The organism is Clostridiales bacterium (assembly GCA_018333995.1).
Lineage (GTDB): Bacteria > Actinomycetota > Coriobacteriia > Anaerosomatales > SLCP01 > JAGXSG01.
The window spans coordinates 1-13,036 of record JAGXSG010000028.1 but is presented as its reverse complement, the minus strand read 5'-3'; the positions used below and the strand labels follow the sequence as shown (position 1 = coordinate 13,036).

Annotated in this window: 10 protein-coding genes and 1 pseudogene; 1 reads left to right on the top strand and 10 read right to left on the bottom strand. The window is 62.7% G+C overall.

The window, feature by feature from the left end; all coding sequences use genetic code 11:
* Positions 1–76: 76 nt before the first annotated feature.
* On the bottom strand, positions 77–2,233 hold the full coding sequence (locus KGZ40_07405; protein ID MBS3957339.1) for a cation-translocating P-type ATPase: 2,157 nt from the start codon (positions 2,231–2,233) through the stop codon (positions 77–79).
* A gap of 77 nt (positions 2,234–2,310) precedes the next feature.
* Complete coding sequence (locus KGZ40_07400; protein MBS3957338.1) at positions 2,311–2,700, bottom strand: winged helix-turn-helix transcriptional regulator; 390 nt, start codon at positions 2,698–2,700, stop codon at positions 2,311–2,313.
* A gap of 82 nt (positions 2,701–2,782) precedes the next feature.
* Between KGZ40_07400 and KGZ40_07395 the strand changes: the two genes are divergently transcribed.
* Positions 2,783–4,939, top strand: a complete 2,157-nt coding sequence (locus KGZ40_07395) for a hypothetical protein (GenBank protein MBS3957337.1) — start codon at positions 2,783–2,785, stop codon at positions 4,937–4,939.
* Between the two features lie 27 nt (positions 4,940–4,966).
* Here KGZ40_07395 and KGZ40_07390 read toward each other — a convergent pair whose 3' ends face one another.
* From KGZ40_07390 to KGZ40_07355, 8 genes and pseudogenes are all read right to left on the bottom strand, one after another.
* Positions 4,967–5,764: an ABC transporter permease subunit gene (locus KGZ40_07390; protein MBS3957336.1), complete on the bottom strand. Its 798-nt coding sequence runs from the start codon at positions 5,762–5,764 to the stop codon at positions 4,967–4,969.
* Complete coding sequence (locus KGZ40_07385) at positions 5,761–6,672, bottom strand: ABC transporter ATP-binding protein (protein MBS3957335.1); 912 nt, start codon at positions 6,670–6,672, stop codon at positions 5,761–5,763. The genes KGZ40_07390 and KGZ40_07385 overlap by 4 nt, the downstream gene beginning before the upstream one ends.
* 86 nt (positions 6,673–6,758) lie before the next feature.
* Positions 6,759–8,885, bottom strand: coding sequence for an excinuclease ABC subunit UvrB (gene uvrB / locus KGZ40_07380; protein MBS3957334.1), 2,127 nt, complete (start codon positions 8,883–8,885; stop codon positions 6,759–6,761).
* Entirely contained in the window at positions 8,854–9,435 is a 582-nt protein-coding gene (locus tag KGZ40_07375; GenBank protein MBS3957333.1) for a lytic transglycosylase domain-containing protein, read from the bottom strand. The genes uvrB and KGZ40_07375 overlap by 32 nt, the downstream gene beginning before the upstream one ends.
* Positions 9,422–10,030: a dephospho-CoA kinase gene (gene coaE, locus KGZ40_07370; protein MBS3957332.1), complete on the bottom strand. Its 609-nt coding sequence runs from the start codon at positions 10,028–10,030 to the stop codon at positions 9,422–9,424. Before coaE ends, KGZ40_07375 begins: the two co-directional genes overlap by 14 nt.
* Positions 10,031–10,379: 349 nt before the next feature.
* Positions 10,380–11,519: pseudogene (rpsA, locus tag KGZ40_07365) on the bottom strand (30S ribosomal protein S1).
* Between the two features lie 225 nt (positions 11,520–11,744).
* Positions 11,745–12,260 carry a hypothetical protein gene (locus KGZ40_07360; protein ID MBS3957331.1) on the bottom strand — a complete coding sequence of 172 codons (516 nt, stop codon included), beginning with the start codon at positions 12,258–12,260 and terminating at the stop codon, positions 11,745–11,747.
* A gap of 91 nt (positions 12,261–12,351) precedes the next feature.
* Positions 12,352–12,846, bottom strand: coding sequence for a hypothetical protein (locus KGZ40_07355; GenBank protein ID MBS3957330.1), 495 nt, complete (start codon positions 12,844–12,846; stop codon positions 12,352–12,354).
* Between the last annotated feature and the right edge of the window lie 190 nt (positions 12,847–13,036).

Sequence of the window (13,036 nt, the reverse complement as noted above, 5' to 3'; positions counted from 1 at the left end):
TGTCGCTGTACACGTCGCTTTCCTCGCGGCTTTCTCTCCCCGTCTCCGGGAGTCTCCGCACTACACGAACTCTAGCTCACGAAGTACCTTCCACTTGAGGTCCGGAAGTCCTCCACTTATGACGGCGGTCCCGCAACAAACGCATTCCGTTGAGAATCACGAGCAGCGACACTCCGGTGTCCGCAAACACGGCCATCCATAGTGTCGCATGTCCACTCGCTGCCAGGCCAAGCACCGCAAACTTGATCACGATGGAAGTGGCGATGTTCTGCTTAATGATTCTGACCGTGCGCCGCCCCAAGTCGAGGAAGCGCGGCACCTGGGTGAGGTCATCGGACATCAGCGCGACGTCTGCGGTCTGGAGCGCGGTGTCGCTTCCGGCCGCACCCATGGCAATGCCAAGATCGGCGGCGGCGAGCGCGGGAGCGTCGTTGATCCCGTCGCCGACCATCACCACAGTGCCGTAGCGGTCTTTGAGCGCGCGAACCGCGTCGACCTTCTCGGCGGGGAGGAGACGTGCTAGGTACTCCCGTACGCCCGCATAGCGCGCCACCGCCGCGGCTGTCCGGTCATTATCGCCAGTAATCATAACGACGTGCTGTATGCCGAGATCGCCAAGCGCCTCAACCGTTGCGGGTGACTCCGCACGTACCTCGTCAGCCACGCCGATGAGTCCGATGGCGCTTCCGTCGGCGACTACGACGAGCACAGTGCGCGCGTTACTCTCCAAACCCTCCACCTCTGCTTGAGCGGTCTGGTCGAGAACGCCATGCGCGGCCGCCCATCCGGGGCTTACCACGGCATACCGGGTACCCGCGATAACACCGCTTACTCCTTGGCCAGGAATATCCTCAAAACCGCTCACCTCCTCGCCCGCCGGAACAGAAGACGCTTGAGTGACGCTGCCCTCATCCCCGCGAGCGGCTCGGACAACCGCTGATGCGAGCGGATGTGTCGATAAACCTTCGAGTGCCGCGGCCGTTTCCAGGATCCGAGACACAGCCGCACCCCGCAGCGCGATTACATCAACAACCTCTGGTAAGCCGCGCGTGAGTGTTCCCGTCTTGTCAAATGCGACTGCCTTGACCCGGGCGGCAGTCTCGAGGTGCGCGCCTCCCTTGACGAGCACGCCATCACGTGTTGCACGCGTGATCGCCGATACGATCGAGACCGGTGTTGAGATCACGAGCGCACATGGGCACGCGACCACAAGCATGACAAGCGCTCGGTAAAACCACTCGTCGAAACCACCCCACTGCTGTCCGGCAAGCATTCCCGCAATTGGGGGAACGAGGGCCACACACGCCGCAAGCGCGATCACGGTTGGGGTGTATACGGAACTGAAGCGGTCAACAAGCCGCTGTACCGGTGCCTTGGAGGCCTGCGCTTCTTCTACAAGGTAGATGATGTGCGCCAACGTGGAGTCCTGCGCGCGAGCGGTGACGCGGATCTGAAGAACCCCTGACGTGTTAAGGGAGCCAGCCCAGACCGGGTCATCCGGACCCTTTTCGACCGGCAGTGACTCACCTGTGATCGGACTCTCGTCGAGCGCGGACGATCCCCGGACGACCTCGCCGTCGAGGGCCAGCCGTTCACCGGGACGGACGCGCACCAAGGTGCCGGGAACAACATCGGCCGCAAGGCGCTCGATCTCACGCCCCTCTTCAATAACGCGTACAACCGGGGGGGAAAGGTCCATGAGGTCGCGGATCGAACGTCGCGTGCGCTCGAGCGAGCGGGACTCGAGCATCCCCCCGAAGGCGAACAAGAATACTACCAGCGCTCCTTCTGCCCACTCGCCGATCAGAGCGGCACCGATGACCGCGACCGTCATCAGTACATTCATGTCGAGTGAACGTGCACGCAATGAGACGATCGCGCGACGCACGACGAGCCACCCCCCCGTCGCGATCGCAAGCACGTACAGGGCAACCTCGACAAAGGAAGCGCCCGGGAAATGCGCAAGCCCAACTCCCCACGCAAGCGCGAGCAGTCCACCCGACGCGATAGTCGATGCGAGGTGTCCGTACTGGGTCCACCATGACGTGGGTGTCGGACTCTCAACGGTCCGCACACCGGCGAGCGGTTCGACACGGTGTCCAGTCGCCCGCACGATCTCGAGTGCCCGCTCGCGGGGGTCGGTAGCGGGGTCGTACTCAAGCACCATGGTGCCGCTGGCAAAGTTGACCTCGGCACTCACCACTCCCGCGACCCGCTCTACCGCCGCACCCACGGTGCGCGCGCAATCCGGTCAATCAAGTCCGATCAGCCGGTAGATTGCTGTCGCGACAGATGTCGACTCGGCGGTGCTCACGCCCTCTCACCCGCATGTTCGCGTCCCTGTTCGAGGAGTGTGGCGACGTGGGCGTCTGAGAGGGTGTAGACCGCGCGCCTCCCGTCACGGGAAAACACCACGAGGTCCCGGTCCCGCAACAAACGGAGCTGATGACTGACTGCGGACTGGCTTACGCCACTGACCTCAGCAAGGTCACACACGCACAGATCGCGTTCGGCGAGCGCCGAGAGGATTTTCAGTCGCGTGGGATCCGCAAGCGCGGAGAAGATGTCCGCCATCACCTTGAGGCAAGCCGTGGCCGGGAGTGCGGCTTTGGCGTCTCGTACAGCATCGGCGTCAACCAGGGTCACGTCGCACCCGTCGGCGCACTCTACAACTTGTCTGTTATCTGAGCGTGTGTTCATATGTTCATCAATACCGCACGGCTGACGTTCCGTCAACGGGCAACCGGGAATACTCACCACGTGGGAGGCATGGGAGGCTCGCGTGCCTGACGACACGATCATCACCCTCCACGAAGCTGCGAAGCTCGATGCGTCGGCCGTCGGCGGCAAGGCGGCCAATCTGGCTCGCCTCGCAATGAGCGACCTCCCCGTTCCTGCCGCCTGGGTGGTTCCAGTTTCGGAGTTCGCGCGCTTCACGACCGAGCCCGAAATCGCCTCGGCGATCACCGCCCTCGGCGACCAGGCACTCGACACGCACGCGCGCTCACTCGCCGCTGACGCGGTCCGGGCGGCGATTGTCGCGACCCCGGTTCCCCTCGCCCTGGCTACGCGACTCGCCGAAGTTTTCGCTGAGCTCAGCACTTATGGCGGCGGGATCGTCGTGAGGAGCTCGGCAACCGTGGAAGACAGCGCGTCAGCGAGCTACGCCGGCATGCTCTCGTCGATCACCGGCGTGGACAGTCCCGAGGGGCTTTACGCGGCGGTGAAACGGTGCTGGGCATCGGCGTTCAACCGGCGTGCGGTTCACTACGCCCGAGACCTTGGTCACGATCCGCGCAAGACCGAGGTCGCCGTCGTTCTTCAGCGCCAGATTAGCTCAGAGCGCTCCGGCCTCGCTTTCGGACGTGACCCCGCACGTCGAGAGGCCGACGTCGTCATCGTCGAGGCGATACAGGGGATGGCTGAGGATCTCGTGTCCGGAGAGGTTACTCCCGAGCGCTACGAGTACTCCCCTGCCGATGGGCGAGTGACGCTGATCCGTGGCGGCGGGCCCTCCCGTCCACGCAAGCTCGCCGACGGCGAGGTCGCCCTGCTCGCCGGTTGGACACGCGAAGTCGAACGGCTTTTCGGCGCTCCCCAAGACATCGAGTGGGCGTTTGCGGCGGGACGCTTCTACCTCCTACAATCACGCCCACTCGTCTTCTCGCCGGATGAAGCGATGATCTTTCCTCAGATCGCCGAACACACCGTACTCCTCCGGGGTATCGGCGCGAGCCCCGCTGTTGGCTCCGGTGAGGTCGTGCACATCAGGAGCAACGAGGTCGAGATCGTGCCGCGCGGCGCGGTGGTCGTGGCGCGCCGACTCACCAACGACCTCGCGGTGCACCTGCGTCGCGCGGGTGCCGTGGTAGTCGACGAAGGCGGTGCGACGAGCCACGGGGCAAACATCCTGCGCGAGTTTGGTGTCGCGTGCGTCCTCGGAACCGGCTCGGCGACGAGTGTGCTTGCGGAGGGAGACGTCGTCACGGTCGACGGATACCGCGGTGTGGTCTACGAAGGCGACCTCTCGATCAGCCCTGCCGAGACGGGCGGCTTGCCACCTACCCGAATGAACGTCTTTGTCTCGGTTCTTGTTCCGGCGCAAGCGGCCCCGCTCGCCCCTTATGCCGATGGCGTAAGTTCGCTTCGAAACGATTACTTCCTGCTGCAAACCGGCGTACACCCTGGAAAGATGGTGCGAACAGGCAAGACGCGAGCGCTTGAGGAGGCCATCACCGACGGCATCGTTGAAACGTGCCGCATGTTTGATGGAAGGCCCGTATGGTACAAGACCCTCGACGCACCGACTGATGAGTTCCGGCGGCTCGACGGCGGGGACGAAGAACCTGACGAACGCAATCCCCTTCTCGGCTGGCGCGGGATCGGACGTGAACTCGCTGAACCTGAGCTATTCTCCCTCGAGTTGCGGGCGATACGAGCCGCTCTCGACGCGGGCGCCACCTCCGTCGCCATCAAGCTGCCGTTCGTTCGATTTACTCACGAGTACGCCGCAGCGCTCGACGCGATCCGTGCGTCCGGCCTCGAGCCGCACGTAGATGTCGGCGTGGGAGTCTCAGTCGAGACCCCGGCGATGGCGATGCGGCTACATGAGGTGCTTGCGCTCGGTGCCGACTTTGTGAGCGTGGGCGTGAGCGACCTCGTGATGTGCGTGCTCGCGCTCGACCGCGAAAGTGAACGAGTGGCGCCCCTCTTCGACCCGGCTCACCCGGCCGTCGTCGAACTGCTTCACCGCGTGGCACAGACCGCACGCGAGGCAGGGGTATTTACCTGCGCATGCGGCGAAAGCGCACGGCACGAAGTACTCCTCGGCGAGCTTGTGTCCACTCGCTACGACGCTGTGGGTGTGTCGCTCCCATTCTTCGCGGACACCAAGCGCCGTCTCGCCGCACTCGAGGGCACGACCTCCGATCAGGCATAAGGAATCCGCACAATGCGGGGCACTTTCTTACGCGACGTCGCGGCGCATGAAGCGCACGAACGTCACGGCAAGCGACGTAACCACCACGCCAGTGAGCACCCACCATACCTCCGCGCCCACGGTCCGGTCGTTGATGATCTCGGCAGGCCGCCAATACTTGAGAAGATTGAACGGCTCAAACCACTTCGCGACCTCAGAGACTTCGGCGAGCATGTGCGCGAGCCACATCGCCCCGAGTACGCCGCCCGCCACCGCGACAGGCCTGCCAACATCCCGCGCGCCAGCGGAAAGCGCGAGCGCGAACCCGCCCACCGCAAGAATGAACAGGAATCCAGCCCCGTACAGCAGCGCGAACGTCCGGGCACCGAGGTCTATCCCATACATCGGCCCAAATACCTGGATCGTGCCGAAAGTCGCCACGGTCAGCAGCGTGCTCACCACGATCAGACCGGCAATGCGCGCCAAGATGAAGCTCGCGCGTGAGACTGGCTGCGCGAGCGTCAACTCGAGCGTTCCCGCCACCACCTCGGAGGCGACCGCCTTGACCGAGTAGAGGATGACGGCGCTCGAGACGATGAGTATCCACATGAGACCGAGGTACTCCGTCTCGAAGTAACCGCCAAGACTCCCGAAATCCTCCGCAGAACTGCCGAGGAGCGCTATCAGCTCGGGTGGCATGTTCTCGAGCAGCTCAACATAGCCCGTCTCACCAAACTGCGGCCAGAACCACACCATGACCCACGAGTAGAACATAAGTCCCAGCGAGTACCACAGCATGCTCCAGCGGCGCTGGCGCAACGTCGCGCGCAGTATCGCCCAGCTCATCTCGGCTCACCCTCTCCAGCGCCCGGCGCGTAGTACTCGCGGAAGACTTCCTCGAGTTTCGCATGCGCAATGGAAAGATCAGCGAGCCGATGATGCGCGAGCTGTTTGACTACCGCGTCGACCACATCCCCTCTCACACGAGCGGTGAGTGTTGACGTACCCGAGACAGCTACGCTAGTGACCCCGTCGATTCCGTCGAAGAGCCCGGTGGGCACATCGCCGTCGAAGGTCACGGCGAGGTCACGCACGCGCTTCGAGATGAGGCCGCCCACGTCCTCCTCGGCCACGAGACGTCCCTCGCGGATGATTCCCACCCTCTCGCACACCTGCTCGACCTCGGAGAGGATGTGGCTCGACAGGAACAGTGTCGCTCCTGCCGAGACCCGCTCGCCCACGATGTCGAACACCGTCTCTTGGTTGAGCGGGTCGAGTCCGCTGGTGGGCTCATCGAGCACCAGCAACTCCGGATCGTGCATGAAGCCGAGCACGAGAGCGAGCTTCTGCTTGTTGCCCTTCGAGAGTTCCCGCACCTTACGGGACGGGTCGAACTCGAGACGATCGATTAGCTCATCTGCCGATCGCGGCGAGCCAGCCCTGAGCCGGGAGATATGCTCGATGTGCCAACGCCCTGTCTCACGCTCGTAGAGGCGCACGTCCCCGGCCACGTAGCCTATACGCTTCCTGATCGCCGCACCGTCCAGCGTCACCCGTTCGCCAAAAACGCGCGCCTCTCCGCCGGTCGGTCTCAACATGCCGAGCAGACAGCGGATCGTAGTGGTCTTGCCGGCGCCGTTGGGGCCAAGAAACCCGAAGGTCGTCCCCGGCTCGATCCGAAGAGTCACCTCCTCGATTCCGCGATTGGCGCCGTAGGACTTGGTCAGCGCGTCACATTCGATCACGTGTGTCACACCGCTCTCCTCTCTCGACCTCCTCGGAATGTACCCTCGAAAGGAGCCCGCGTGGTGGCTCAGCTATGCGCTCCGCGCTGTGCCTGCTACCGGCGGCGCTTCCTCTTTCCGTACGCGCTCCCCTTTCGCGCGCCTTCTTTGAGTCTGCCAAGCACCTCGTCCGCTGACGTCGCCTCAATCTCAGAACGAAGTTTGACGACCTGATCGCGAAGACGCGCCGCAGACTCGAAATCGAGAGACTCGGCCGCGGCGGCCATGTCCTCTTCAAGAGTCGAAATAAGCCGCATGACCTCGTCTCGCGGCAGCTTCGCGAGTTCCCGAGCGGTTTCGGCAGCCGTGGTGAGCTGGGCGTCGCCTTCACGGACGTACTGGACGATGTCAGCGATTGCCTTGCGGATCGTGCGCGGCTCGATGCCGTGCTCCTCGTTGTGGGCGACCTGGATCGCTCGGCGGCGATTGGTCTCGTCCATCGCGAGACGCATCGACTCGGTGACCTTGTCCGCGTACAGGATGACCTGTCCTGAGACATTGCGCGCCGCACGCCCAATGGTCTGGATAAGCGAGCGGTGGTTGCGCAGGAACCCTTCCTTGTCCGCATCGAGAATCGCAACAAGCGAAACCTCCGGCAAGTCGAGTCCCTCACGCAGCAGATTGATGCCGATCAGGCAGTCGAACACACCCATCCGCAGGTCACGTAAGATCTCGACCCGCTCCAACGTGCCTATGTCCGAGTGAAGGTACCGAACCTTAAGTCCCTGTTCGAACAGGTAGTCCGAGAGATCCTCGGACATCTTCTTGGTAAGCGTCGTGACAAGTACGCGTTCGTCGCGCTCAACCCTCGTGCGAATCTCGTGGATAAGATCATCTACCTGTCCCTTTACGGGTCGCACCACCACTTCTGGATCTACGAGGCCGGTAGGCCGGATGATCTGCTCGACGACGTGGGTCGTAACAGTCCCCTCGTAGTTTCCGGGCGTAGCCGAGACGTAGACGAACTGCGGCACCTTTCGCTCGAACTCGTCGAAGCGCAACGGCCGGTTGTCGAGCGCGCTCGGAAGACGGAAACCGTGCTCGACGAGGGTCATCTTGCGGCTGCGGTCTCCCTCGTACATGCCGCGGATCTGCGGTATCGTGACATGGCTCTCGTCGATGACGCAAAGAAAGTCCTCCGGGAAGTAATCGATGAGCGTGTTGGGCGGCTCGCCCGCAGCCCGGCCGTCAAGGTGCCGCGAGTAGTTTTCGACACCAGAGCAAAATCCCATCGTCTCAAGCATTTCCAGATCGTAGTTGACGCGCATCTCAAGGCGCTGGGCCTCGAGCAACTTGCCCTCGGCCTTCAGTTCACCGAGACGAACCGCAAGCTCCGAAGCGATCGTGCCGAGCGCCGTCTTGAGACGATCAGGCGAGGTCACGTAGTGGGTCGCCGGCCAGACCGGTAGCCACTTGTAAGCCATGAGCACCTCACCGGTCACCAGATCAACCTCAGCAATGTGCTCGATCTCATCCCCGAAGAACTGCACCCGCACGGGATGGTCCGCATAGGGCGGAAAGACGTCGAGCACGTCGCCGCGGACCCGGAACGTCCCGCGTTGCAGCTCGTAATCATTACGGTCGTACTGAATCTCTATGAGGTCGCCGATGAGCCGGTCGCGATCGTAGCCCTCACCGAGCTGAAGGAACGCGGCCATACCAGCATAGTCCTCCGGCGAGCCGATGCCGTAGATGCAGCTCACGCTCGCGACCACCACGACATCCCGTCGCGAAAGCAGTGCCGCGGTTGCGGCGTGCCGGAGCTTCTCGACCTCCTCGTTGATCGAGGAGTCCTTCTCGATGAAGGTGTCGGTGGTTGGCACGTACGCCTCAGGCTGGTAATAGTCGTAGTACGAGACAAAGTACACGACCGCATTATCCGGCATGAACTCGCGTATCTCGGCGGCGAGCTGGGCGGCAAGGGTCTTGTTGGGGGCCATGATGAGGGTCGGGCGTTGGACCGCTTCGATCGTCTTTGCCATCGTGAACGTCTTGCCCGACCCGGTCACGCCGAGCAGGGTCTGGTACCGCACGCCATCTTTGACCCCAGCCGCCAACGCGTCAATCGCGGCGGGCTGATCGCCCGCGGGCTCGAAGTCGGCGGTGACCACGAAACGATTCTCGGTGCGCTCGCGCTTCAGTGCGATCCCCTTACTCGAACACGCCGGGATAGAGCTGTTCATACCGCTCTTTGGCGCGAACGACACGGACGACGAAGTGGCGCGTCTCCGGAAAGGTGATGGCATCCCGGATGTCTCCGCCTTGCGCCGCCCACGCATCGGCGTTGCGCAGCCCAGCATTGTACGCTGCTAGCGCGATCTCTACCTCGTGGTACCGCTCGATGAGGAAGCGCAGATACGCGGTCCCGTACTCAATGTTAACCGCCGGATCGGTAAGATCGCTCGTCGCTACGACACCGGAATCCACGATGCTGCGCAGCCGAAGCTCGTCAGCGGTCGCGGGCATGAGCTGCATCAGTCCAACAGCACCGGCGCGCGAACGGGCTTGTGGATCAAACCCTGACTCTTCATTGATGACCGCCGCCACGAGGTACGGGTTGACACGATGACGTGCTGCGGAACTCGCTATCGCATCCACATGGTCGAGCGGATAGAACACGCGCTGGAACCACTGCGGACCTCGCAGGGCAGTGAAGGCAAGCGCCGCGAGCGCCACTAGCAACGCCACAAGCGCGACTCGGTGCCACGAAAGCAGATGACTACGCCCCACCATCAACCTTCTCATCCCAGAAGCGAGCGAGCTTGATGAGGAACTCTTCAGGGGTTCCATCGTTGTCTATCACGAAGTCGGCGATCGCCTGCCGCTCAGCGTCAGTGGCCTGACACACGATCCGGGCGCGCACGTCGACTTCGGACATCCCGCGTGCAATCGCGCGCGCGACGCGTGTTTCGACCGAAGCGGCAATGGCAAGCGTATCGGTAGCAAGCTCAGCGAACGCCGGCGCCTCTACGAGAAGAGGGACATCGAGAACGACGACGCGCGGGGGGTTGAGCAGCAGGCCCATCTCCGTCAATCCGGGCGCCAACTCTCGCAGAACCGCCGGATGTACGATGGCGTTCAGCGCGTGGGCCCGCTCAGGTGAACTGAACGCCTCTCGTGCCAGGTGGCGGACGTCGATCGAGCCGTCAGGGCCAAGTATGCTCTCACCAAACTCCTCGACGACTCGCTGATAGACCATAGTGCCGATCGCGAGTTGGCGACGGGCGATGTCATCAAGCGAGAGCACGACTGCTCCGCGCCCGCGGAAGTACTCCGCCGCGGTCGTCTTGCCGGCCCCAAGACCGCCTGTCACAGCCAGCACGTACATCTAGTCGCCCTTCTACACGTGGGGCCGGGTGCGGCGTCTCCGCCAAACCCGGCCCCATGATCTGCTCGGTGGTGCGAAGCGGCAACTACTCCGCTGGCTTCTCCTCGGTGACCGCCTCGGTCTCCTCGGCCTCGACAGCGTCGTCCGCCAGCTCTTCCGGGGCTTCCGGGGCCTCCTCGGCCTCGACAGCGTCGTCCGTCAGCTCTTCCGTGGCCTCCTCGGCCTCGACAGCGTCCGTCAGCTCTTCCGTGGCCTCTGGGGCTTCCTCGGCCTCGACAACGTCCTCGCCAGCTTCGCCCTCATCGGCACCCTCGGGAGTCTCGAGCGGGGTCACCTCGATCACCTGGCCGAGCGCCTCAGCGGCGTCCTTCATCGACAGCGATATACGGCGGCGATCAAGATCGACCTCCTTGACCTTCACCATGATCTTAGCGGCGACCGCAGTCACCTGCTCCGGCGTCTCGACGTGGATCTTCGCCATCTCGGAGATGTGCACGAGGCCCTCGATGCCGTCACCGAGCTCGGCAAACACGCCAAACGGCACCAGCTTGGTGACGGTGCCCTCGATGATCGAGCCGACAGGATACTTCTGAACGAGCTCCTGCCACGGGTCGGGCTGGGTCTGCTTGAGGCCGAGGGAGATGCGCTCACGACTCAGATCGACATCGAGCACCTTGACCTCGACCGGGTCGCCAACCTTGACTACCTCGGAGGGATGATTGACGTGGCTCCAGGAGAGCTCGGAGATGTGCACGAGTCCGTCGATACCGCCGAGGTCCACAAACGCACCGAAGTCAACGATGCTCGACACGTGGCCCGGAAGTATCTGTCCCTTGGCGAGCTTGCCAAGAATCTCGGCGCGCTCATGCTTGCGGCCCTCCTCAAGCACCACGCGGCGCGACAGGACGACGTTGTTTCGGTTGCGATCCATCTCGATGACGCGCGCGTCAAGACGCTCGCCGAGGAACGACTGCAGGTCCTTCACTCGGCGCAGATCGACGAGTGATGCCGGCAGGAAGCCACGCAGACCGATATCGATGATGAGTCCACCCTTGACAACCTCGATGACCTCGCCCTCGACATTCTCGCCGGAGTTGAACTTCTCTTCGATCTGGCTCCACGCGCGTTCGTACTCCGCGCGCTTCTTGGAGAGGATGAGGCGACCGTCCTTGTCCTCCTTCTGGAGAACGAGGGCCTCGACAGAATCACCTACCGACACGATGTCGGCTGGATTGGCGTCCTTGCGGATCGACAGTTCGCGCGCGGGGATTACACCTTCGGACTTGAAGCCGATATCGAGAAGAACTTCGTCGCGCTCAACCTTCACGACCGTCCCGCTGACGAGGTCACCTTCATCGAACTCAGTGAGCGTTCCATCGATGAGGGCGTGCATCTCCTCCTCGGTGTACTCCGTGTGCTCAATGACCGTGCCGTTGCCGTACTCGTTCACGTGGGGTGGCCCCTTCCTGCATCGGGGCCCACCGGTCATGTCCGTCGCCTACAGGTCCGCTGATCGTCGATTACAGAACAGAACAATCAATCCGTCGCCTACAGGTGCCATTACATGTCGGGGGCCAACATTACCTCGGCATGCCGAGCACCGCGCCCGGACAGCCGACCTTGTATATTACCGCACGAACGCGCGACATTCCAGATGTGTCGAATCCTCTTGTGGAGACCAACGTTTACGAAGCGTCATAGCGCTTCCCACGCTTCAGCGTATCGGTTCAAACTCCGGAATCGATGTATCGCCGCGCGCTACTGCAGCAATCTCCTGCTCTGTGATGCCCTCGGCAGTCGCATAGTATGCGAAATCCCAAGCGTCGGGCCACTCCCATGTTGCCAGCCGACTCCGGAAACGGGACATGGTAAACAGATCTCTCTCCCACTGGAACCCTTCTACGATGGAGGTACCATCGTCTTGACGAAGCAAAACACTCAGCCAGATATCGCCGTTCTGGGATGCAGTCCCAGCCATCGCGTCGAGCATGATGAAAGCGTTCTGATCGTCAAGTCGTGAAGACTTGAGGGCGATGCTGACGCTGAGTGCGTCCTTTGACTCGTTGGCCTCAACCGAAAGAAGCTCGTCGCCGAACGCCCCTGCAGCAGCAGAGCGAACGCGCTGCTCACTGTCTTGTGTGCAGCCGACGGGAATGGAGAGAGTCGCAGCGATCGCGATACTGAGAAGCAGAGCCAGGGCGGCGGACGGTGAATCACTTCTAGTAGCCACCCATGCCTCCCATCAATACCTCGCCACTGTGCGCGTCAATGAACGCGGCTCCTTCTGCACCAAATTCCTCATCGCCTGTCGAGGCGGTTGGTTAGCGCTCCTGCGGCGGGGTGGCCTGAGCTGGAGGCCAACTCAGCAGGTCTTCACTCTCACCGAGGTCGGGAAGGGGCGAGTCGGAGTCTGCAATCGCCTGGATGGCATCGCGCGACATGTGTTCCAGCAACACCACGGAGTCGAACCACAGAATCCCATCAGGAGACGGTCGTTCCTTAAATCCATGGAGGACGAGAACCTGCTCGGGATCCACCTTGTCGTCAAGTACCGTCATAGCCTCAGCTGTTCGGTTCCACATGAGCTGGAGAGAGCGGCCGGTCCCATCGCGTTGGGGATACGTAACGGACAACTCGATCACCTGGTCGTCCGATGCGTACTCCTCGACCGCGAGCAGTGCGCGAAATAGCCTGCGACGGTCGAAGTCTGAGTCCACCAGATACAAGCCTAAACGCATCTCGCCGTCAGGCTCAGCCGAATGCGACGACAGAATCGCATCGTCCTGGAGGCCGAGAGCCTCACTAAACGACTCCACAGCTGCTTCCAGCCTCGTGGGGGCGGACACGTCTTCCGCGACTTCGGTCGGGCCTTGAGTTGCCCTGTCACAACCGGCCAAGCACACGAAACACGCAGCGAGGACCAGGGCGAGACACGCTTGCCAACGCCTGTTGGCCGAAACGCTGCTTCTCCTGACGACGGTAGGCGTGTCCATCACATCCCGAGAC